This window comes from Pseudomonas sp. KCJK9111, assembly GCF_046231935.1.
In the GTDB taxonomy this organism is placed as follows: domain Bacteria; phylum Pseudomonadota; class Gammaproteobacteria; order Pseudomonadales; family Pseudomonadaceae; genus Aquipseudomonas; species Aquipseudomonas parafulva_B.
This window is the reverse complement of the sequence record NZ_JBJJMO010000018.1, coordinates 38,841-60,234: the sequence shown is the minus strand read 5'-3', so window position 1 is coordinate 60,234 and position 21,394 is coordinate 38,841. Positions and strand designations below refer to the sequence as shown.

General features: G+C 63.9%; 19 protein-coding genes. 17 read left to right on the top strand and 2 right to left on the bottom strand.

What is annotated here, in order from left to right; genetic code table 11:
• Nucleotides 1–228 precede the first annotated feature (228 nt).
• From xerD to ACK59L_RS09270, 6 genes are all read left to right on the top strand, one after another.
• Nucleotides 229–1,125, top strand: a complete 897-nt coding sequence (gene xerD, locus ACK59L_RS09295; RefSeq protein WP_409273164.1) for a site-specific tyrosine recombinase XerD — start codon at nt 229–231, stop codon at nt 1,123–1,125.
• Nucleotides 1,126–1,279: 154 nt separating this feature from the next.
• Complete coding sequence (locus tag ACK59L_RS09290) at nt 1,280–2,023, top strand: thioredoxin fold domain-containing protein (protein ID WP_409273163.1); 744 nt, start codon at nt 1,280–1,282, stop codon at nt 2,021–2,023.
• Nucleotides 2,024–2,106: 83 nt separating this feature from the next.
• Entirely contained in the window at nt 2,107–3,411 is a 1,305-nt protein-coding gene (locus ACK59L_RS09285; protein ID WP_023534107.1) for a homoserine dehydrogenase, read from the top strand.
• Nucleotides 3,412–3,656: 245 nt separating this feature from the next.
• Nucleotides 3,657–5,066: a threonine synthase gene (gene thrC / locus ACK59L_RS09280; RefSeq protein ID WP_058603765.1), complete on the top strand. Its 1,410-nt coding sequence runs from the start codon at nt 3,657–3,659 to the stop codon at nt 5,064–5,066.
• A 126-nt stretch (nt 5,067–5,192) separates the two neighbouring features.
• Nucleotides 5,193–5,612: a response regulator gene (locus ACK59L_RS09275; RefSeq protein ID WP_409273161.1), complete on the top strand. Its 420-nt coding sequence runs from the start codon at nt 5,193–5,195 to the stop codon at nt 5,610–5,612.
• 78 nt (nt 5,613–5,690) lie between these two features.
• Nucleotides 5,691–5,972: a DUF3509 domain-containing protein gene (locus tag ACK59L_RS09270; RefSeq protein WP_023534040.1), complete on the top strand. Its 282-nt coding sequence runs from the start codon at nt 5,691–5,693 to the stop codon at nt 5,970–5,972.
• Nucleotides 5,973–6,098: 126 nt separating this feature from the next.
• Here the strand turns inward: ACK59L_RS09270 and ACK59L_RS09265 are convergent, their stop codons facing one another.
• A complete protein-coding gene (locus ACK59L_RS09265) occupies nt 6,099–7,061 on the bottom strand; it encodes a TIGR02285 family protein (RefSeq protein WP_409273168.1) in 963 nt (320 codons plus the stop codon).
• Between the two features lie 2 nt (nt 7,062–7,063).
• Nucleotides 7,064–8,263: a CaiB/BaiF CoA transferase family protein gene (locus tag ACK59L_RS09260; RefSeq protein ID WP_409273159.1), complete on the bottom strand. Its 1,200-nt coding sequence runs from the start codon at nt 8,261–8,263 to the stop codon at nt 7,064–7,066.
• A 132-nt stretch (nt 8,264–8,395) separates the two neighbouring features.
• Between ACK59L_RS09260 and ACK59L_RS09255 the strand changes: the two genes are divergently transcribed.
• The 11 genes from ACK59L_RS09255 to ACK59L_RS09205 all read left to right on the top strand — a co-directional run bounded on the left by ACK59L_RS09255 (nt 8,396) and on the right by ACK59L_RS09205 (nt 21,392).
• Complete coding sequence (locus tag ACK59L_RS09255) at nt 8,396–8,938, top strand: YaeQ family protein (protein ID WP_023534041.1); 543 nt, start codon at nt 8,396–8,398, stop codon at nt 8,936–8,938.
• A gap of 8 nt (nt 8,939–8,946) precedes the next feature.
• Complete coding sequence (gene recJ, locus ACK59L_RS09250; protein WP_409273157.1) at nt 8,947–10,656, top strand: single-stranded-DNA-specific exonuclease RecJ; 1,710 nt, start codon at nt 8,947–8,949, stop codon at nt 10,654–10,656.
• Between the two features lie 225 nt (nt 10,657–10,881).
• Nucleotides 10,882–11,988 (top strand): NADH:flavin oxidoreductase/NADH oxidase, encoded by a 1,107-nt coding sequence (locus ACK59L_RS09245; protein WP_409273155.1) that lies wholly within the window; start codon nt 10,882–10,884, stop codon nt 11,986–11,988.
• 150 nt (nt 11,989–12,138) lie between these two features.
• Nucleotides 12,139–12,822 (top strand): tellurite resistance TerB family protein, encoded by a 684-nt coding sequence (locus tag ACK59L_RS09240; protein ID WP_409273166.1) that lies wholly within the window; start codon nt 12,139–12,141, stop codon nt 12,820–12,822.
• 142 nt (nt 12,823–12,964) lie between these two features.
• Nucleotides 12,965–14,587, top strand: a complete 1,623-nt coding sequence (locus tag ACK59L_RS09235; RefSeq protein ID WP_196136927.1) for a methyl-accepting chemotaxis protein — start codon at nt 12,965–12,967, stop codon at nt 14,585–14,587.
• A 5-nt stretch (nt 14,588–14,592) separates the two neighbouring features.
• Nucleotides 14,593–15,099: a chemotaxis protein CheW gene (locus ACK59L_RS09230; protein WP_409273152.1), complete on the top strand. Its 507-nt coding sequence runs from the start codon at nt 14,593–14,595 to the stop codon at nt 15,097–15,099.
• Entirely contained in the window at nt 15,096–16,361 is a 1,266-nt protein-coding gene (locus ACK59L_RS09225; protein ID WP_409273150.1) for a CheR family methyltransferase, read from the top strand. Before ACK59L_RS09230 ends, ACK59L_RS09225 begins: the two co-directional genes overlap by 4 nt.
• Nucleotides 16,358–17,026 carry a chemotaxis protein CheW gene (locus ACK59L_RS09220; protein WP_058603757.1) on the top strand — a complete coding sequence of 223 codons (669 nt, stop codon included), beginning with the start codon at nt 16,358–16,360 and terminating at the stop codon, nt 17,024–17,026. Before ACK59L_RS09225 ends, ACK59L_RS09220 begins: the two co-directional genes overlap by 4 nt.
• Complete coding sequence (locus ACK59L_RS09215) at nt 17,023–19,326, top strand: hybrid sensor histidine kinase/response regulator (protein WP_409273148.1); 2,304 nt, start codon at nt 17,023–17,025, stop codon at nt 19,324–19,326. Before ACK59L_RS09220 ends, ACK59L_RS09215 begins: the two co-directional genes overlap by 4 nt.
• Entirely contained in the window at nt 19,323–20,336 is a 1,014-nt protein-coding gene (locus ACK59L_RS09210; protein WP_409273146.1) for a chemotaxis response regulator protein-glutamate methylesterase, read from the top strand. Before ACK59L_RS09215 ends, ACK59L_RS09210 begins: the two co-directional genes overlap by 4 nt.
• Nucleotides 20,337–20,387: 51 nt before the next feature.
• Nucleotides 20,388–21,392, top strand: coding sequence for a PleD family two-component system response regulator (locus ACK59L_RS09205; protein WP_196136922.1), 1,005 nt, complete (start codon nt 20,388–20,390; stop codon nt 21,390–21,392).
• Nucleotides 21,393–21,394: the final 2 nt, after the last annotated feature.

The window sequence follows — 21,394 nt, the reverse complement described above, 5'->3', positions numbered from 1 at the left end:
AGGTGACTGTGCGCCCCCTAGCCACTGAATACCAATTAGCCATCTGCGCCCCCGCCCAGGCGATCAGATGTTAGCGAATACCTGAACTCCCCGCCCAGCCCCTCACCGTCGGCCCATGAAAACTCGCTAGCCTCGACAGCGATGCAGGGTTAGCCCACCCCAGCTACAGACAACCCGCCAACCGCTATGAAACACTACCGCCCCTCAAAGCCGCCAACAGCTCCCAGCATGCCCGCCCTGGACCACCCGCTCATCGACCAATTCCTGGACGCCCTGTGGCTCGAAAAGGGATTGTCCGACAATACCCGCACCTCATATCGCAGCGACCTGGCCCTGTTCAACGGCTGGCTCCAAACCCGCTCGGTCAACCTCCCAGACGCCGGCCGCGAACTGATTCTCGACCACCTGGCCTGGCGCCTGGACCAGGGCTACAAGCCGCGCTCGACCGCGCGATTCCTGTCCGGGCTACGCGGTTTCTTCCGCTACCTGCTGCGCGAAAAGCTCATTGCCATCGACCCGACACTCCAGGTGGACATGCCCCAACTGGGCAAACCGCTACCCAAATCGCTGTCCGAGGCCGACGTGGAAGCCTTGTTGCAAGCCCCGGAGCTTGGCGAGGCCATCGGCCAGCGCGACCGCGCCATGCTCGAAGTGCTGTACGCCTGCGGCCTGCGCGTGACCGAGTTGGTCAGCCTCACGCTCGATCAGGTCAATCTGCGCCAAGGCGTACTCAGGGTGATGGGCAAAGGGAGCAAGGAGCGGCTGGTGCCCATGGGCGAGGAGGCGGTGGTGTGGCTGGAGCGCTACCTGCGTAACGGCCGTGCCGAGTTGCTCAACGGCCGCCCCAGTGACGTGCTGTTCCCCAGCCTGCGCGGCGAGCAGATGACGCGGCAGACCTTCTGGCACCGCATCAAGCACCATGCCCAGGTGGCGGGCATCGACAAAGCCTTGTCGCCGCATACCCTGCGACACGCGTTCGCCACGCACCTGCTCAACCACGGTGCGGACCTTCGCGTGGTGCAGCTGTTGCTGGGCCACAGCGACTTGTCAACCACGCAGATCTACACCCACGTGGCAAAAGCACGGTTGCAGCAACTGCACGCCGAGCACCATCCGCGCGGATGAATGTTTTTCATGTTCGGCCAACCGACAGTCTGCGGCGGCTTCAAGCCAGGCGTGATGTGGTAGGCTTGGGCGGTTAGCACCAAGGGCCGCCCAGTCACCTCTTCGTTTTGCTCAGGTGACGCTCTGCGGCCCCTGTCCGCCCTCAGGAGTATCCATGCGCGTGACCCCGTTTTTCGCCGCCGCCGCCTTGGCGCTGGCCAGCACCTTTGCCGTGGCTGCGGCGCCCGATACACCCGTCGGCGCAGAGCAGGCCATTCGCAAGTCATTGCAGAACCTGTCCCTGGAAGTGCCCGTTGAAAGCGTGGCCAGCAGCCCGGTCAGCGGCCTGTACGAAGTCAAGCTGCAAGGCGGGCGCGTGCTGTACGCCAGCGCCGATGGCCAGTTCGTGATGCAGGGTTACCTGTTCCAGATCAAGGACGGCAAGCCCGTCAACCTGACCGAAAAAACCGAGCGCTTGGGCATTGCCAAGCTCATCAACGGCATTCCGGCAGGTGAGATGGTGGTGTATCCGGCCAAGGGCGAAACCAAGTCCCACATCACCGTCTTTACCGACACCACGTGCCCGTACTGCCACAAGCTGCACGCTGAAGTGCCCGAACTCAACCGACGGGGTATCGAAGTGCGTTACGTCGCCTTCCCGCGTCAAGGCCTGGGCTCGGCCGGCGACCAGCAATTGCAGGCGGTGTGGTGCTCCAGCGACCGCCGCAAGGCCATGGACAAAATGGTCGAGGGTGATGAAATCAAGGCAGCCAAGTGCACCAACCCGGTCAGCAAGCAGTTCCAGTTGGGGCAGTCGATCGGCGTCAACGGTACGCCGGCCATCGTGCTCGAAAATGGCCAGGTGATTCCGGGTTACCAGCCTGCACCGCAGGTCGCCAAGCTGGCGCTTGCCAAGTAATACAGTTCAATACGCCGTCGTCATGGGGTGACGGCATGTTTCACGGTCGGCAAAGGTGTCGGCCGTTCAATGGGGAGTTCACAGTGAAACCGGTCAAAGTAGGCATCTGTGGGTTGGGGACCGTCGGTGGCGGAACCTTCAATGTACTTCAGCGCAACGCCGAGGAGATTGCCCGCCGTGCCGGGCGCGGTATTGAAGTGGCCCAGATCGCCATGCGCTCGCAGAACCCGAACTGCCAGATTACCGGTACCCCCATTACCGCTGATGTGTTCGAAGTCGCGAGCAACCCCGAGATCGATATCGTCATCGAGCTCATTGGCGGCTACACCGTAGCCCGCGACCTGGTGCTCAAGGCCATCGAAAACGGCAAGCACGTGGTCACCGCCAACAAGGCGTTGATCGCCGTGCATGGCAACGAAATCTTCGCCAGAGCCCGTGAAAAGGGCGTGATCGTCGCCTTTGAAGCGGCGGTGGCCGGTGGCATTCCGGTGATCAAGGCCATTCGCGAGGGCCTGTCGGCTAACCGTATCAACTGGCTGGCCGGGATCATCAACGGTACTGGCAACTTCATCCTCACCGAAATGCGCGAGAAAGGTCGCGCCTTCCCGGATGTGCTGGCCGAAGCCCAGGCGCTTGGCTACGCCGAGGCCGACCCGACGTTCGACGTCGAGGGGATCGACGCGGCACACAAGCTGACCATCCTGGCGTCGATCGCGTTCGGCATTCCGCTGCAATTCGACAAGGCCTATACCGAAGGCATCACCCAGCTGACCACGGCCGACGTGAACTACGCCGAAGCCTTGGGCTACCGCATCAAGCACCTGGGCATGGCACGCCGTACCGCCGAAGGTATCGAGTTGCGCGTGCACCCGACGCTGATTCCGGCCGACCGCCTGATCGCCAATGTCAATGGGGTGATGAATGCCGTGATGGTCAATGGCGACGCCGCCGGCTCGACGTTGTACTACGGCGCAGGCGCAGGAATGGAACCGACCGCTTCCTCGGTGGTAGGCGACCTGGTGGATGTGGTCCGTGCCATGACCTCTGACCCGGAAAACCGCGTGCCCCATTTGGCGTTCCAGCCCGATTCGCTGTCGGCGCACCCGATCCTGCCAATCGAAGCCTGCGAGAGCGCTTATTACCTGCGTATCCAGGCCAAGGACCACCCAGGTGTGCTGGCCCAGGTGGCGAGCATTCTGTCCGAGCGCGGCATCAACATCGAATCGATCATGCAAAAGGAAGCCGAAGAGCAAGACGGCCTGGTGCCGATGATCCTGTTGACCCACCGCGTGGTGGAGCAGGGCATCAACGACGCCATCGTCGCCCTCGAGGCCCTGCAGGATGTGGTGGGCCAGGTCGTGCGCATTCGCGTCGAGCAGCTCAACTAGGGTTGGCCTGAACAGCCTTGTGACGAGCGTCCGGCAAGGCTGTTTGCGTACCTGCGTGACCAAGTACCAGGGCTTGTTGCACAGAGGCCCAGCGACACCCTCGACGCTGCAGCTAGATGCAGCGTAGGGGCTTTAGAACACCCTACAGTCACGGCAAGCCAAGGCGTGCCGCCCAGGTTCGAGGCCACCGGCCCTTTCCTGCTGCGGGCAAACGAGGCTTGCCGCTCAAACCAAAGGTTTGTCCCATGCGCTATATCAGTACCCGCGGCCAGGCACCGGCCCTGAACTTCGAAGACGTATTGCTCGCCGGCCTGGCTACCGACGGTGGCCTGTACGTCCCGGAAAACCTGCCACGTTTCACCCAGGAAGAAATCGCATCCTGGGCGGGCCTGCCGTACCACGAGCTGGCATTCCGAGTCATGCGCCCGTTCGTCGAGGGCAGCATCGCCGATGCCGACTTCAAGAAGATCCTCGAAGAAACCTACGGCGAATTCGCCCACGCTGCCGTTGCCCCGCTGCGTCAGCTCGACAGTAACGAGTGGGTGCTTGAGCTGTTCCACGGGCCAACCCTGGCATTCAAGGATTTCGCTCTGCAACTGCTTGGTCGCTTGCTCGACCATGTGCTGGTCAAGCGCAACGAGCGCGTGGTGATCATCGGTGCCACCAGCGGCGACACCGGCTCCGCCGCCATCGAGGGCTGCCGTCGGTGCGACAACGTCGACATCTTTATCCTGCACCCGCACCAGCGGGTCTCGGAAGTGCAGCGTCGGCAGATGACGACGATCTTCGGCGAGAACATCCACAACATCGCCATCGAAGGCAACTTCGATGACTGCCAGGAAATGGTCAAGGCGAGCTTCGCCGACCAGTCGTTCCTCAAGGGCACCCGCCTGGTGGCCGTCAACTCGATCAACTGGGCGCGGATCATGGCCCAGATCGTCTACTACTTCCATGCCGCCCTGCAGTTGGGCGGCCCGGCTCGTTCGGTGGCCTTCTCGGTGCCAACCGGCAACTTCGGCGATATCTTCGCAGGCTACCTGGCACGCAACATGGGCCTGCCGATCAGCCAACTGGTGGTGGCCACCAACCGCAACGACATCCTGCACCGCTTCATGAGCGGCAACCAGTACGTCAAGGAGCAGTTGCACGCCACCCTGTCGCCGTCGATGGACATCATGGTCTCGTCCAACTTCGAGCGTCTGCTGTTCGATCTACACGGTCGCAACGGTGCATCGATCGCCGAGTTGATGGCCAACTTCCGCCAGGGCGGCGGCTTTAGCGTTGAACAGGACCGCTGGACCGAGGCACGCAAGCTCTTCGATTCGCTGGCCGTCACCGATGAGCAGACCTGCCAGACCATCGCCGAGGTGTTTGAGGCGACCGGCGAGGTGCTGGACCCGCACACGGCCATCGGCGTCAAAGCCGGTCGCGAGTGCCGCCGTAGCCTGGATACGCCCATGGTCGTGCTGGGTACCGCACACCCGGTCAAGTTCCCTGAAGCAGTCGAGCAGGCAGGCGTTGGCAAGGCGCTTGAATTGCCCGTGCACATGAGCGACCTGTTCAGCCGCGAAGAGCGTTGCACCGTATTGCCCAATGACCTCAAGGCAGTACAAAGCTTCGTCAGCCAGCACGGCAATCGCGGCAAGCCGCTCTGACCTTGCAGGCTCCGGGTCGGACCGATCCGGAGCCTCAGCGGTTTCAATGGTTTAATTCAGAAAAATCCTATTCTGGCCGATCGTCTTCGCGCCTAGATTAGCCGGTCCTCCCAGCAGGAGCGGCTCATGCAACAGCCCCATGTACTGATTCATCACGTGCGCCCGTCCCACCAGATCCTTCTGCACCAGGCCCTCAATGCCCAGGGCGTGTTCCAGGTGCGGATCTGTGAGGACAAGGCCGAGCTCGACGCATGCCTTTCGAGCGCATTCTCCCCGGATTTATTGATCTTCGACCATGCCATGCCCACCCGCACGGGGACTGCGATGCTCAAGCGGTTACCGCCCGCCTGCCCTGTGCTGTTCGTAGGCCAGGCAGGCGCCCGGCGGCGCAACCTTGCTGAGCAGGCCCGCAGTTTTGGCTTGCACGTCATCGCGGAGTTGCCATGGCCACTGTCTTCCCCAGCCCTGCAAAGGGCGTTGCAAATACTGCCCAGCCCGTCCGAACGTGAAAGGTCGCAGCCCATGGGAGCACTGACGGCGCATTGAACAGCATGGAGGGTTAGAACTTTCCGCTTCGCTTGCAGGTCTGCTCCTTACAACTCATCAAGCAAGCGAGTAATCCGGATGGAACGAATCTGCAGACTGCTCAACCAAGCCCTCACCCCTTACCAGGCGCACTTGGGCCTGGCCGATAGCCACGGTAACCGGCAGTTGACCGTCCACGACCACCTGGCCAGGGTGGTATTGCAACGCACGGTCAGCGAGCGTCAATTGCAGGAGCAACGCCTGCTGGTGGATATGGTCGATGGTCTGCACCGTGATCTGCAGATCGCTGAAGGGCGGCTGCAGCCTTGCGTGATTGCTGCGTTGCAGCAGCGTCAGCAACCTCAGGGAACCTTTGCCTGAGCGAGTCATCAGATTGATCAGTACAGCCGGCCACTGCTTTGCTCCCGCATGGCCACTGCTGTCGCTGGAAGCCCAAGGGCTTTCGCTTGACCCCGGACGTTCTTCCCCAGCGTCCGGGGTTTCTTTTTATCGGGGTTGGGGGTTTGGAAGGCTGGTCGACCCAGCGGTGTGGCGCTCGTCCTGTTCAGGGCGTTCGGGGTGTGCCGCCGCGTGGTCGTTGAAGAAGGCTCGGCTGTGTTCGAGGTAGTCCGCCCGCTGGGCGGAGTCGAGCCAATGCGCATACAGTTTTGGTAGCACCGTCTGGCGCAGCTGGGTCAAGACCTGATCGATGTGGACCATGGCGGCTTGTCCCTGCGGGCTGGCCGAGCAGCCCACATGCAGGAATTGGTAGGGTTTCACACCCTGAACCGGGTGAAATTGGTAGTCAGCCGGCGATCCGCCTTGTTGCTGGATCAGATAGCGAACTTCCGGCCAGTAGCCGAGCACCAGGCGCAGTCGGCCCAAGCGTTGCATCTGCAGCAGGTTGGCGGTGGCCTGGGTGCCGTAGTGCCGGCTGACGGCGGCATCTGGCAAGTTGCTCAGCGTATCGTCGATCACAGCCCCATAACTGCGCTCTGCCACCACGCCAAGGCGTAGCGATGGGTCGCTCAGCAGGCCTTGAAGATCGACCTCATCACCGTCGAGGTGGGGCGCCACCAAGGCGTGGTTCTGCTTGCGCACGACCAGGCCGCTGGTTTGCACGCCCAGCAGCGGGATGGAAAAGCGTACATAGCGGGCGCGCTCGGCGGTCCACAGCAGCATCGGGTCACAGGTAAGGCTGCTGCTGTCCTGCAGCATCTGCAAGCCACGCGCACGATTGACCCGCACGATGCTGTGCGCATATTCGGGCATCTGCTGGATCAGCTGCGGTAACAGCTGGTCGATCACCCCATGACCTTTTTCCGGGCCGTCGGATACGCTGAACGGTGGCAGATCACGCACCAGCCACAGCAGCCGCTCCTGAGCGCTTGAGGGTACGCTGAGCAGTGCAGCCAGTACGGCGCCCGTCCATGCCAACCTGGCGGGGCGCAGGCAATGGGACAGCGACAGGCTCAGACAGCGCCCGCCTGGCGCAGGGCAGCGATGGCGGCCGCATCATAGCCCAGCTGGCCCAGCAGCTCGTCGGTGTGTTCGCCCAGTGCCGGCCCGACCCAGTCGGCAGAGCCCGGGGTGCCGGACAGCTTGGGGACGATGCCCGGCATGCGGAACGCCTTGCCATCGGGCAGACGCGCCTGCAGGAACATCTCGCGCGCCAGGTACTGAGGGTCGCTGAACATGTCTTCAGCCGAGTAGATGCGGCTGGCCGGTACCTGGGCTGCGGTCAGGGCCTGCATCAGCTGTTCCAGCGGCAATCCGTTGGCCCAGCGATCGATGACCCCGTACAGCTCATCGCGGCGCAGGTCTCGCCCGTCATTGGTGGCCAGGCTCGGGTCCTCGGCCAGGTCGCTACGGCCGAGAGCCACCATCAGACGCTTGAAGATCGCATCGCCATTGGCGCCGATCTGCACATGCTTGCCGTCCGCGCTGGTATGGATGGAGGAGGGCGTGATACCCGGCATGATATTGCCCGTGCGCTCGCGGATGAAACCGAAGACGTCGAACTCCGGCACCATGCTCTCCATCATGGCGAAGATGGCCTCGTACAGCGCCACGTCGACCACTTGGCCAAGCCCCCCGTTGACCTCGCGATGACGCAGGGCCATCAGTGCGCCGATCACCGCCCACAACGCTGCAATGGAGTCGCCGATGGAAATACCGGTGCGCACGGGCGGGCGATCCTCGAACCCAGTGATGTAGCGCAAACCGCCCATGGACTCGCCCACTGCGCCGAAGCCCGGCTGCTCCTTCATCGGCCCGGTCTGACCGAAGCCTGATAGACGCACCATGACCAGCCGCGGGTTGAGCGCATGCAGCACGTCCCAGCCAAAGCCAAGCTTTTCGAGCACGCCCGGACGGAAGTTTTCGATCAGGATATCCGCCTCGGCAAGCAGCTTGCGCAGGACCTCGCGCCCGTCGGGGTGCTTGAGATTGAGGGTGAGCGAGCGCTTGTTGCGCGCCTGCACGAACCACCACAGCGAGGTGCCCTCGTAAAGTTTGCGCCACTTGCGCAACGGGTCGCCGCCGTCGGGCGATTCCACCTTGACCACCTCGGCGCCGAATTCGGCGCAGATGCGCGACGCGAATGGCCCGGCGATCAAGGTGCCGAGCTCGACCACTTTAAGGCCGGCGAGGGGTTTGCTTGACGTCGACATGGGGCATCCGTGGCAGCTGTAAAGAGCGGTGTTTTTATCACAGCTGCGATGCGGCAGATACTGCCGCGGCGCAACCGGGGACTGGATCGGTTAGACTGTGCGACTTTTCTTCAGGCAAGAAGCACCCCGACCATGGCCCAGCCGTCCACCACCTACAAATTCGAACTGAACCTGACCGACCTCGACCGCAATGTGTACGAGAACGTCAAGCAGACCATCGCGCGGCACCCTTCGGAAACCGAGGAGCGTATGGCGGTTCGTCTGTTGGCCTATGCGCTGTGGTACAACGAAAACCTGACATTCGGTCGGGGCCTGTCGGACGTCGATGAGCCGGCGCTGTGGGAAAAAAGCCTGGACGACCGTGTGCTGCATTGGATCGAAGTAGGCCAGCCAGATGCCGATCGCCTGACCTGGTGCTCGCGCCGTACCGAACGCACCAGCCTGCTGGCCTACGGTAGCCTGCGGGTGTGGGAAGGCAAGGTGGTGAGCGCGGTGAAGAACCTCAAGAACCTCAGCATCGCGGCCGTGCCCCAGGAGGTGCTCGAAACCCTGGCCACCGACATGCCCCGCAGCATCAAATGGGATGTGATGATCAGCGAAGGCACGGTGTTCGTGACCGATGACCGTGGCCAGCACGAAGTGCAATTGCAGTGGCTGCTGGGGGAGCGTGGCTGAACCTTCCCATGCGTATCGAACCCCGCCCGCTGCCCCCGACCCTGCCGTTTCTTGGCAACCTGCCACCCTTGCTGACGCGCCTGTACGCCGCCCGTGGCGTGCAAAGCGAGGCCGAGCTGGACAAAAGCCTGGCGCGCCTGCTGCCCTACCAGCAGCTCAAAGGCATCGACGCGGGCGTCGACCTGCTGCTGCAGGCTATCGACCAAGGCCAGCGCATTCTGATCGTCGGTGACTTCGATGCCGATGGCGCCACGGCCAGTACCGTCGGCGTGCTGGGTTTGCGCCTGCTCGGTGCGGCCCACGTGGACTACCTGGTGCCCAACCGCTTCGAGTACGGGTACGGCCTCACGCCGGAAATCGTCGAAGTGGCATTGCAGCGCCAACCACAGCTGCTGGTCACGGTAGACAACGGGATCTCCAGCGTCGACGGCGTCGCGGCGGCGAAGGCGGCTGGCCTCAAGGTGCTGGTGACCGACCACCACCTGCCCGGCGAGGCGCTGCCGGACGCCGATGCCATCATCAACCCCAACCAGCCAGGCTGCCTGTTTCCGAGCAAGTCGCTGGCAGGGGTCGGGGTGATTTTCTACGTCCTCATGGCCCTGCGCGCGCGCTTGCGCAGCCTGGGCCGCTACGCCACCCAGCCGCAGCCGAACATTGGCGAACTGCTGGACCTGGTTGCCCTGGGCAGTGTTGCCGACGTGGTGCCGCTGGACGCCAACAATCGCATCCTGGTGCATCAGGGTCTGGAGCGCATTCGTGCCGGACGCGCCCGGCCTGGCCTCAAGGCGATTCTGGAGGTGGCCAAGCGCGACCACCGGCGCATCACCTCCACCGACCTGGGTTTCATTCTGGGCCCGCGGCTGAACGCCGCAGGGCGCCTGGACGACATGAGCCTGGGTATCGAATGCCTGCTCTGCGAGGATCCTGCCCTGGCGTTGGACATGGCCCAGCAATTGGACGGCCTGAACCAGGACCGCAAGTCTATCGAGCAGGGCATGCAGCGCGAGGCGCTGGCCCAGTTGCGGGACTTGCCGGTCGAGTCGATGCCCTATGGCCTGTGCCTGTTCGATGCGCAGTGGCACCAGGGGGTCATTGGCATCCTCGCCTCTCGCCTCAAGGAACGCTATCACCGCCCGACCATCGCCTTCGCCGATGCCGGCGACGGCATGCTCAAGGGCTCTGCGCGCTCAGTGCCGGGGTTTCACATCCGCGATGCGCTCGATGCGGTGGCCGCGCGCCATCCACAGCTAATCAGCAAGTTCGGTGGCCATGCCATGGCGGCAGGGCTGTCCTTGCCCGAAACCAACTACCCCGCGTTCGCCGAGGCTTTCGACCAGGAGGTACGCCGCCAGCTGTGCGAGGACGACCTCAACGGGCGGCTGCTGTCCGATGGCAGCCTGGCGGTGGAAGAATTCCACCTGGACCTGGCCAAGGCGCTGCGCCAAGCCGGGCCTTGGGGGCAGCATTTTCCGGAGCCGCTGTTCCACGGCGTGTTCCAGCTGGTCGAACAACGCGTGGTGGGTGAGCGTCATTTGAAAGTCGTGCTCAAGAGTGAGTGTGGCACGGTGCGCCTGGACGGCATCGCCTTCGGTATCGACCGCGAGGTTTGGCCCAACCCGACCGTGCGCTGGGTGGAGCTAGCCTACAAGCTGGATGTGAATGAGTTTCGCGGCAATGAAAGCGTGCAACTGATGATCGCCCACATGGAGCCGCGCTGAGCCAGGCGCTGTGTGGAAAGATTCGAAAAGAGGTCAGGCTGTATTCAACGCAGCCTCACCGCGTATCAAGGCTTTTTACGCAACGCCCAGGGCATTGCGGCCAAACCCCATGGAACCTTCCCCCTACCCAATCTGGTCTAGTCTGAACACAGACCGGTACCGGGCCAGGGATGCGTGATTGACTGCCCGTGCCGGATCACTTTGCAGCCATTGGGAGGTGCCCTCATGAGCATGCTGCTCGAGCCTTACACCCTGCGTCAGCTGACCCTGCCGAACCGCATCGCCGTATCACCAATGTGCCAGTATTCCTCGGTCGATGGCCTGGCCAACGACTGGCACCTCGTGCATCTGGGCAGCCGTGCCGTCGGCGGGGCGGGCCTGGTCGTCACCGAGGCCGTGGCAGTCACGGCCGACGGTCGTATCACCGCTGAAGACCTTGGCCTGTGGGACGACGCGCAGATCGTCCCCTTGCAGCGCATCACCCGTTTCATCACCGCCCAAGGGTCAATCCCGGGTATCCAGCTCGCCCATGCCGGGCGCAAGGCCAGTACCTACCGCCCGTGGCTAGGCAAGCATGGCAGCGTCACGTCGGAGGAGGGCGGCTGGCAGCCGGTGGGGCCGTCGAAAATCGCGTTCGATCCTGAACACACCGTGCCCAGTGAACTGACCCATGCGCAGATCCAGGACGTGGTGCAGGCTTTTGTCGCCTCGGCCAAGCGCGCGCTGGAGGCGGGTTTCAAAGTGGTCGAAGTGCACGCGGCCCACGGTTACCTGTTGCACCAGTTCCTGTCGCCGCTCAGCAATCAGCGTCAGGATGAATACGGCAGCTGTTTCGAGAACCGTATCCGCCTGACCTTGCAGGTGGTCGAAGCGGTTCGTGCGGTCTGGCCGGCCGAGTTGCCATTGTTCGTGCGGGTGTCGGCCACCGACTGGGTCGAAGATGGTTGGAACCCGGACGAAACCGTCGAGCTGGCCCGATGCCTGCGTATGCTTGGGGTGGACCTGATCGATGTGTCTTCGGGCGGCACGTCCAGCAATGCCGAGATCCCGACCGGTCCTGGCTACCAGACCCGCTTTGCCGAGCGCGTGCGCAAGGAGTCGGAAATGGCCACGGGCACCGTGGGCATGATCACCGAGCCGGCCCAGGCCGAGCACATTCTGCGCACAGGCCAGGCCGACCTGATTTTCCTGGCCCGGGAGCTGCTGCGCGACCCGTACTGGCCGCTGCATGCAGACGACGACCTGGGCGGCCACCAGGCCACCTGGCCGGCGCAATATCAGCGGGCCACCAGCCGGTCGAGCCCCATTCACGAATCGGACCTGCGTGACTAAGAAGCCCTGGATGCCGGCGGCGGGCCTCTAGGCACCGGCAAGCCGCCGCCGGCCTGCGACGATGCAACATCTGGAAGCAAATCCTCTGTGGCGTGATGTGGGGCAAGTCTTACTCTGGCTGCTGACTTCCCTGATGTGGAGATGCGCATGATGAATACCCGGGGTTTGCTTGATCAATTGCTCAAATCCGGCCAGCAGCTGCTAGAAAAGCAGGCGGGCGGGGCCAAGACGGGTACAGGCGCCGGCGGGCTCGGCGGGTTGCTGTCAGGCGCAGGTGGCGGCCTGCTTGGCGGCGGTGCGCTGGGCGTGTTGCTCGGCAGCAAGAAAGCCCGCAAGTTTGGCGGCAAGGCGCTCACCTACGGGGGGCTGGCCGCGCTTGGCGTGCTTGCCTACAAGGCCTATGGCAACTGGCAGGCCCAGCAGGCCAACCAACAGGCCCCTGCAGTAGAGCCGCAGACGGTGGACCGCGTACCTGCGGCCCAGGTGGAGCAGCACAGCCAGGCCGTGCTGCGCGCACTGGTCGCTGCGGCCAAGGCGGACGGCCATGTGGATGAGCGCGAGCGTGCGCTGATCGAGGGTGAGTTCACCCGCCTGGACGGTGACCGTGAAGTGCAGCAGTGGCTGCATGCGGAGCTCGACAAGCCGCTGGACCCGGCCGAGGTGGCCCGGGCAGCCCAGACGCCGGAAATCGCTGCCGAGATGTACCTGGCCAGCGTGATGATGGTCGATCAGGAAAACTACATGGAGCGTGCTTACCTGGACGAACTGGCGCGCCAGCTGGGGTTGGCCCAGGGGTTGCGCGAGGAGCTGGAAAAGCAGGCGCGGCAGGGATAAGCCGCGCGTGCAGCTTGGCCCAATCGGGAGGATCACTGCGGTGGCGGGGCGTTCTGTCAGAATTTGACGCGCAATTCTGTAGGACGCCTGGGCTATACTTCGGCGATTTTTCCTGCTCGTAGTGAATCCCTGAGGGCTGAATGTGAAGAACTGGACGTTGCGCCAACGGATCCTGGCAAGTTTCGCCGTGATCATCGCCATCATGCTGCTGATGATCGTGGCGGCCTATTCACGCCTGGTGACCATCGAATCTGCCGAGCAGGAAGTTGGGGCCGACAGCATTCCGGGGGTCTACTACAGCTCGATGATCCGCAGCGCATGGGTGGACAGTTACGTCACCAGCCAGCAGTTGGTCGGGCTTTCTGACCGGCGCGAGATCAGCTCAGCCGACATCGAACTCTTCAAGAGTTTCGAAGACCGGCTCAAGCAACACATGGCCAGTTACCAGACCACCATTCGCGATGGCGAGGACCAGGCCCGCTTCGACGCCTTCGTGAAGCTCGAACAAGCCTACATGCAGAACGTCAATCAGGTGCTCGATGCGTATCGAGAACGCAATTATGCCGAAGCCCAGCGCTTGATCGCCCAAGTGCTGACCCCCACCTGGGTCGAAGGGCGCAAGCACCTGAACGAGGTGATCGAACATAATCGCTTGGCCGCCGACGCCGCCACCCGGGAAATCGTCAGCGCGGTGAACACGGCCAAGGGCAGCATGGTCGTGTCGCTGTTGCTGGCCATCGTGGCTGCCGGTATCTGTGGCCTGCTACTGCTGCGCGCCATTACCTCGCCCATGAGCCTCATCGTGACTGCGCTGGACAGGCTTCGCTCGGGTGACCTGAGCATGCGCCTGAACCTGGACCGCCAGGACGAGTTCGGTGCGGTTCAGGGCGGCTTCAATGAAATGGCCGAGGCCCTGGCCAATCTTGTGGCACAGGCGCAGCGCTCGTCGGTGCAGGTCACCACCTCGGTGACGGAAATCGCGGCCACCTCCAAGCAGCAGCAGGCTACCGCCACCGAGACGGCTGCGACCACGACCGAAATCGGTGCCACGTCGCGTGAAATCGCCGCCACGTCCCGCGACCTGGTGCGCACCATGACCGAAGTCACCTCGGCCGCCGATCAGGCGTCGAGCCTGGCCGGCTCTGGCCAGCAGGGGCTGGCGCGCATGGAAGAAACCATGCACCAGGTCATGGGTGCGGCCGACCTGGTCAACGCCAAGCTGGGCATCCTCAACGAGAAGGCCAGCAACATCACCCAGATGGTCGTCACCATCGTCAAGGTGGCCGACCAGACCAACCTGCTGTCGCTCAACGCGGCCATCGAAGCCGAGAAGGCCGGGGAATATGGCCGCGGTTTCGCCGTAGTGGCCACCGAAGTGCGCCGCCTGGCCGACCAGACGGCGGTGGCGACCTATGACATCGAGCAGATGGTGCGTGAGATTCAGTCGGCCGTGTCGGCCGGGGTCATGGGCATGGACAAGTTTTCCGAAGAGGTGCGCCGCGGCATGTTCGAGGTTCAGCAGGTCGGTGAGCAACTGAGCCAGATCATCCATCAGGTCCAGGCACTGGCGCCGCGGGTACTGATGGTCAACGAGGGCATGCAGGCCCAGGCCACCGGTGCCGAGCAGATCAACCAGGCGCTGGCGCAATTGAGCGACGCCAGTACCCAGACTGTGGAGTCGCTGCGCCAGGCCAGTTTTGCCATCGACGAGCTGAGCCAGGTCGCCGCCGGTCTGCGCGGCGGCGTGTCGCGCTTCAAAGTCTGAAGACGATGATCGACATGCAACCGCGCGCCGTGCCGGCAGGCCACGACAACGGCGCGCTGTACCTGCAGTTTCACCTGGGTGACCAGCGTTTTGCCCTGTCCGTGCAGGAGGTAATCAAGGTGCTGCCCCGTCAGCCTCTCAAGCCAGTGCTGCAAGCGCCGCATTGGGTGGCGGGTGTTCTTGCCCACCGTGGCCAGTTGGTGCCGGTGGTGGACTTGGCTGCCTTGTGCATAGGGCGGCCGGCGCTGCAACGTACCAGTACCCGCCTGGTGCTGGTGCGCTATCGCAGCGCACTGCAACTGGGCCTGATTCTGGAGCACGCCACCGAAACCCTGCGCTGCCGTGCTGATGAATTCAAACCCTATGGCGTGGACAATGACCCCGCACCTTACCTGGGGCCGGTCCGCCAGGATGCCCAGGGGCTGGTGCAGCGCATCGAGGTCGACCAGGTGTTGCCCGAGGCCGTGCACCGTGTGCTGTACCCTGACGCACAGGGCGGGACCTGCGCATGAACGAGCGGCATTTCTTTCATTTTCTGCGTGAGCGCATAGGTTTGGACGTCGAGTCGGTGGGCGCATCGATGGTCGAGCGTGCCCTGCGTCAGCGCAGCGCGGCGCTGGGTGTCAGCGGTCTGGACGACTACTGGCTGCGCCTGCAGCAATCGCCGGCCGAGCAGCAGGCGCTGATCGAAGCGGTGATCGTGCCGGAGACGTGGTTCTTCCGCTACCGCGAGTCCTTCACTGCCCTGGCAAGCCTTGCGCACAAACGCCTGGCCGAATTGGCCGCCGCTCGCCCTGTGCGCTTGCTCAGCCTGCCTTGTTCGACAGGGGAGGAGCCCTATTCGCTGGCGATGGCGCTGCTCGATGCCGGCATCGCCCCGGCATCCTTCCTGATCGACGGTATGGACATCAGCCCTGCCTCTGTGGCCAAGGCCAGCCAGGGTCTTTACGGGCGCAACGCGTTTCGTGGCGACGACCTGGGTTTTCGCGAACGGTACTTCGATGCCATCGACGAGGGCCATCGCGTGCATGACCGTGTGCGCCAGCAAGTGACCCTGCACGTCGGCAATGTCCTTGATCCGGCATTGGCCAGCCGGGAGGGCCTCTACGACTTCGTGTTCTGCCGCAACCTGCTGATCTATTTCGATGTGCCCACCCAGCAACGGGTGTTCGAAACCCTCAAGCGCCTGCTTCACCCCCAAGGCGTGCTGTTCATCGGGCCCGCCGAAGGCAGCCTGCTGGCTCGCCTTGGCATGCGTCCGGTGGGCATTGCCCAGTCTTTTGCCTATGTGCGCCAAGACGATTTGGCTCAGCAACGACCGGCGCCGGCCGTGCCGATTCAACGCGAACCCATCAAGCCGTTGACCGGCCACCGGCCGACCAATGTCCCCCTGCCACGCATGCGCGGGTCTCTTGGGTCTGTGCCTGACCGGCAGGCCGTCGAAGCTACCGGGCTCGGCGCCCGCGAATTGCTGGCAAGCATTGCCGAGCATGCCAATGCCGGCAATAGCCAGCAGGCGCGTGATGCCTGCCAGCGTTACCTGCGCCAGTACCCACCGTCGGCCCAGGTGTACTATTGGTTGGGTCTGCTCAGCGACACCGAAGGTGATTTGCAACAAGCACAGGTTCACTACCGCAAGGCGCTGTACCTTGAGCCGCAGCACCCCGAAGCGCTCGTTCACCTGGCCGCGCTCTTGCAGGCCCAGGGTGACCAGGCCGGGGCCCAGCGTCTGCAAAGCCGTGCCATGCGTGCGGGTCGGGAGGCCGACCGATGAACGATGAGGCTGTGACCGACCTGCTCGCCGAAACCGATGTGCGCATCGATGACTGCTGGAATCGCATCGGCGTGCATGGCAACAAGCAATGCCCGCTGCTTGAGCGTCATGTCCATTGTCGCAACTGCGAGGTGTACGCCGCCGCGGCCACGCGCCTGCTGGACCGCTACGCACTGGTGCAGGACACCGACGCACAGCCGGACCTGGAGGCGGTCGAGCAGGCCTGTACAGGGCGCTCGATGCTGTTGTTCCGCCTGGGGGAGGAGTGGCTGGCGTTGCCTACGGCATGCCTGGCCGAAATCGCGCCCTTGCAGGCCGTGCATTCGCTACCCCATCAGCGCTCGCGCGTGCTGTTGGGCGTTGCCAATGTGCGGGGTGCCCTGGTGCCGTGCCTGTCGTTGCAGGAGCTGCTGGGTACCCCAGGCGGCGTGACTGAACAGCGCAACAATCGGGGCTTGCCACGCATGCTGATCCTGGCAGCCGAGGGTGGTCCGGTGGTCATGGCCGTCGAGGAAATCGACGGTATTCACCGGCTTGATCGGCCCACCGACCCTGCTCACGACGCCATGCGCTTTACGGCAGCGGTGCTGCAATGGCGCGGGCGCAGCGTGCGTGTGCTGGATGAGCAACAGCTGTTGTCTGCCGTACAGCGGAGCCTGTCATGACCCCTGAGCAAATGCGCGACGCCTCGTTGCTCGAACTGTTCAGCCTTGAAGCCGAGGCCCAGACGCAGGTGCTCAGCGCCGGGCTCCTGGCACTGGAGCGCAACCCTACCCAGGCCGACCAGCTGGAAGCCTGCATGCGCGCAGCCCATTCCCTCAAAGGGGCTGCACGCATCGTTGGCGTGGATGCCGGTGTCAGCGTTGCGCACGTGATGGAGGACTGCCTGGTGGCGGCCCAGGAAGGCCGCCTGCGCCTGAGCGCTGAGCACATCGACGCGCTGCTGCAGGGCACCGACCTGTTGATGCGCATTGCTACGCCTGGCGACACGGCCGCCCAGGACGGTGTGCCCGGCTTTCTGGTGCTGATGGCCGCCGTGTTGGAGCCCGGCAGGCCGAGCGCTGCACCTGCCGCCCCCGCGCAGGCCCGTCCACCGATGGCGCCACCGCCGGTTGCGAGCCAGACACCGACCGCGCCGCCTGCACCGGCGTCTGAGCCGACGGCCGATGTCGAGCCCGCCCCACGTCGCAAGGCCGGCAAGCGCACGGTCGAAGGGGGCGAGCGGGTGCTGCGAGTGACCGCCGACAGGCTCAACAGCCTGCTCGACCTGTCCAGCAAATCCCTGGTGGAAACCCAGCGTCTCAAGCCTTACCTGGCCACCTTGCAGCGCCTCAAGCGCATGCATGGCCAGGGCATGCAGGCGCTTGATGGCTTGCGCCTGCAACTCGAAGACAGCGGCCAGGGTAACGAGGTACTCGAAGCCTTGGCCCAGACCCAACGCTTGTTGGCCGAGACCCAGCAGATCCTGCGTCAGCAAGCGGCCGATCTGGACGAATTCGGCTGGCAGGCCAGCCAGCGCGCGCAACTGCTCTACGACACCGCCCTGGCCTGCCGCATGCGCCCGTTTGCCGATGTGCTGGCCGGGCAGAGCCGCATGGTGCGCGACCTGGGGCGCGCCCTGGGCAAACCGGTGCGCCTGGTCATCGAAGGCGAGAAAACCCAGGTCGATCGTGACGTGCTGGAAAAGCTCGAGGCTCCGCTGACCCACTTGCTGCGTAACGCGGTGGATCATGGCATCGAACTGCCAGACAGGCGGCTGTTGGCGGGCAAGCCCGAAGAGGGGCTGATCCGCCTGCGCGTCTCGCACCATGCCGGGATGCTGAGCCTTGAGCTGATGGACGACGGTGCCGGTGTGGACTTGGATCGCCTGCGTGCCAGCATCGTCGAGCGTGCCCTGTCTCCAGCCGAAACCGTCGCGCGGATGAGTGACGATGAATTGCTCACGTTCCTCTTCCTGCCAGGCTTCAGCCTGCGGGACACGGTGACCGAAGTGTCTGGGCGAGGTGTGGGCCTTGACGCCGTGCAGCACATGATTCGCGAGTTGCGCGGGGCAATCGAACTGACCCAGACGCCCGGACTGGGGTGCCGCTTCCACCTGCAGGTACCGCAGACCTTGTCGGTCGTGCGCAGCCTGGTCGTGGAAGTCGGCGGGGAAGCCTATGCCTTCCCCCTGGCGCATATCGAACACACCCTGGCGGTGGACGCCAACGACATCGTGCAGATTGAAGGGCGGCAGCATTTCTGGCATGACGGCCAGCACATCGGTCTTGTAGCGGCCAGCCAGTTGCTGCACCGGCCGGCCGGGCAAACCGACCAGGACAGCCTGCGGGTTGTGGTCATTCGCGAGCGCGAGCGCTTGTATGGCGTGGCCGTCGAGCGCCTGATCGGCGAGCGGGTGCTGGTGGTGATGCCGCTCGACCCGCGTCTGGGTAAAGTGCAGGACATTTCTTCAGGGGCGCTGCTGGACGACGGTTCGGTGGTGCTGATCGTCGATGTGGAGGACATTCTGCGCTCGGTCGACAAACTGCTCAGCACCGGCACGCTCGAGCGCGTCGAGCGCGGCGGTGCCGGCGCCTCTGGTCTGGCGCGCAAACGCGTACTGGTCGTCGACGACTCGCTGACTGTGCGCGAGCTGCAGCGCAAGCTGCTGGGCAATCGCGGCTACGACGTCGCGGTGGCGGTCGATGGCATGGATGGCTGGAATGCCCTGCGCGGCGACGATTTCGACTTGCTGATCACCGACATCGACATGCCGCGTATGGACGGCATCGAACTGGTTACCCTGCTGCGCCGGGACCAGCGCCTGCAATCGCTGCCTGTCATGGTGGTTTCCTACAAGGACCGGGAGGAAGACCGACGGCGTGGCCTGGATGCCGGGGCCGACTATTATTTGGCCAAAGCCAGTTTCCACGACGATGCGTTGCTCGATGCTGTAGTCGAACTGATCGGAGGTGCTCACGGATGAAGATCGCCATCGTCAATGACATGCCCTTGGCAGTGGAGGCCTTGCGCCGCGCCGTCGCGCTGGAACCTGCCCATGAAGTGGTGTGGGTAGCCAGCAACGGTGCCGAAGCTGTGCAACGCTGCCAGGAACGGCAGCCGGACCTGATCCTGATGGACTTGATCATGCCGGTGATGGATGGCGTAGAAGCGACTCGTCGGATCATGGCCGATACCCCGTGCGCCATCGTCATCGTCACGGTCGATCGCAAGCAGAATGTGCACCGGGTATTCGAAGCCATGGGGCATGGTGCGCTGGATGTGGTCGATACACCGGCGCTGGGGGCTTGCGACGCCCGTGAAGCCGCCGCGCCATTGCTGCGCAAGATTCTCAACATCAGCTGGCTGATTGGCCAGCAGCGCCCGCCGACGCCCAGGCCGGTTGCCGCACCGCTGCGTGAAGCAAGCCAGCGACGAGGGCTGGTGGCTATCGGTTCATCAGCAGGTGGCCCGGCGGCCCTGGAGGTACTGCTCAAAGGGGTGCCAGCAGGGTTTCCGGCCGCGATCGTGCTGGTTCAGCATGTGGATCAGGTATTTGCCGCCGGCATGGCCGAATGGCTCAGCAGTGCAGCCGGGCTGCCAGTGCGCCTGGCACGCGAAGGGGAACCACCGCAACCTGGCCAGGTGCTGTTGGCCGGAACCAACCACCATCTGCGTCTGCTACAGAACGGGCAACTGGCCTACACTGCCGAACCGGTCAATGAAATCTACCGCCCCTCGATCGACGTCTTCTTCGAAAGCGTGGTGCGCTACTGGTCAGGCGAGGCGGTGGGGGTGCTGCTCACCGGCATGGGACGTGACGGAGCACAGGGGCTCAAGATGATGCGCCAACGGGGTTTTCTGACCATTGCCCAGGACCAGGCCAGCAGTGCTGTCTATGGCATGCCCAAGGCTGCTGCGGCGATTGATGCCGCAGTGGAAATCCGCCCGCTTGAAGGCATAGCCGGGCGTCTGACGGAAGTTTTTGCACAATGACGAAGTGTAACGAATCATGCCGCCTGGCCGGCCGTGTTCAGGTGAACAGTCATGACTGAGCTCCCCATCGAAGGGTTCGCCGCCGCCGATGAAAACTCGGCGATGGTGCTGCTGGTAGACGATCAGGCCATGATCGGCGAAGCCGTGCGGCGGGGCCTGGCCCATGAAGACAACATCGATTTTCATTTTTGCGCCGACCCGCACCAGGCGGTGCAGCAGGCCATGCGCATCAAGCCCACGGTAATTCTGCAGGACCTGATCATGCCGGGGCTCGATGGCCTGACGCTGGTGCGTGAGTACCGCAGCAACCCGGCCACCCAGGACATCCCGATCATCGTGCTGTCGACCAAGGAGGACCCGCTGGTCAAGCGCGCCGCGTTCGCGGCCGGGGCCAACGATTACCTGGTCAAACTGCCCGATACCATCGAGCTGGTGGCGCGCATTCGCTATCACTCGCGCTCCTACCTCACCTTGCTGCAGCGCGACGAGGCTTACCGCGCCCTGCGGGTCAGCCAGCAGCAGTTGCTCGATTCGAACCTGATGCTGCAACGGCTGATGAACTCCGATGGCTTGACGGGGCTGTCCAATCGACGCCATTTCGATGAGTACCTGGAGCTTGAGTGGCGACGGGCGATGCGCGAGCAGCAACAGTTGTCGTTGTTGATGATCGACGTCGATTATTTCAAGGCCTACAACGATACCTTTGGCCACCTGGCCGGTGACGAAGCGCTGCGGCGCGTGGCAGAAGCCATCCGTGGCTCGTGCTCGCGGCCCAGTGACCTTCCGGCCCGCTACGGCGGCGAGGAGTTTGCCCTGGTGTTGCCCAACACCTCCCCAGGTGGCGCCAGGCTGGTCGCCGAGAAACTGCGCCAGAGCGTGCAGGGCCTGGCGATCGAGCACATGGCACCGTCTGCCGGGGCGCACCTGACCGTCAGCGTGGGCCTGGCCACGCAGGTTCCGCCCATCGGCAGCCACTGCCGGCAATTGATCTCGGCGGCGGACAAGGGGCTGTACCAGGCCAAGAACAGCGGGCGTAACCAAGTTGGGGTTGCTTGAGC

Excerpts from the sequence above, each read along its gene's own strand:
- xerD (WP_409273164.1), top strand. The coding sequence starts at position 229 with ATGCCCGCCCTGGACCACCCGCTCATCGACCAATTCCTGGACGCCCTG.
- ACK59L_RS09290 (WP_409273163.1), top strand. The coding sequence starts at position 1,280 with ATGCGCGTGACCCCGTTTTTCGCCGCCGCCGCCTTGGCGCTGGCCAGC.
- ACK59L_RS09245 (WP_409273155.1), top strand. The coding sequence starts at position 10,882 with ATGAGCATGCTGCTCGAGCCTTACACCCTGCGTCAGCTGACCCTGCCG.
- ACK59L_RS09275 (WP_409273161.1), top strand. The coding sequence starts at position 5,193 with ATGCAACAGCCCCATGTACTGATTCATCACGTGCGCCCGTCCCACCAG.
- ACK59L_RS09225 (WP_409273150.1), top strand. The coding sequence starts at position 15,096 with ATGAACGAGCGGCATTTCTTTCATTTTCTGCGTGAGCGCATAGGTTTG.
- ACK59L_RS09255 (WP_023534041.1), top strand. The coding sequence starts at position 8,396 with ATGGCCCAGCCGTCCACCACCTACAAATTCGAACTGAACCTGACCGAC.
- ACK59L_RS09260 (WP_409273159.1), bottom strand. The coding sequence starts at position 8,263 with ATGTCGACGTCAAGCAAACCCCTCGCCGGCCTTAAAGTGGTCGAGCTC.
- ACK59L_RS09270 (WP_023534040.1), top strand. The coding sequence starts at position 5,691 with ATGGAACGAATCTGCAGACTGCTCAACCAAGCCCTCACCCCTTACCAG.
- ACK59L_RS09215 (WP_409273148.1), top strand. The coding sequence starts at position 17,023 with ATGACCCCTGAGCAAATGCGCGACGCCTCGTTGCTCGAACTGTTCAGC.
- ACK59L_RS09240 (WP_409273166.1), top strand. The coding sequence starts at position 12,139 with ATGAATACCCGGGGTTTGCTTGATCAATTGCTCAAATCCGGCCAGCAG.
- ACK59L_RS09205 (WP_196136922.1), top strand. The coding sequence starts at position 20,388 with ATGACTGAGCTCCCCATCGAAGGGTTCGCCGCCGCCGATGAAAACTCG.
- ACK59L_RS09230 (WP_409273152.1), top strand. The coding sequence starts at position 14,593 with ATGATCGACATGCAACCGCGCGCCGTGCCGGCAGGCCACGACAACGGC.
- ACK59L_RS09210 (WP_409273146.1), top strand. The coding sequence starts at position 19,323 with ATGAAGATCGCCATCGTCAATGACATGCCCTTGGCAGTGGAGGCCTTG.
- recJ (WP_409273157.1), top strand. The coding sequence starts at position 8,947 with ATGCGTATCGAACCCCGCCCGCTGCCCCCGACCCTGCCGTTTCTTGGC.
- ACK59L_RS09220 (WP_058603757.1), top strand. The coding sequence starts at position 16,358 with ATGAACGATGAGGCTGTGACCGACCTGCTCGCCGAAACCGATGTGCGC.
- thrC (WP_058603765.1), top strand. The coding sequence starts at position 3,657 with ATGCGCTATATCAGTACCCGCGGCCAGGCACCGGCCCTGAACTTCGAA.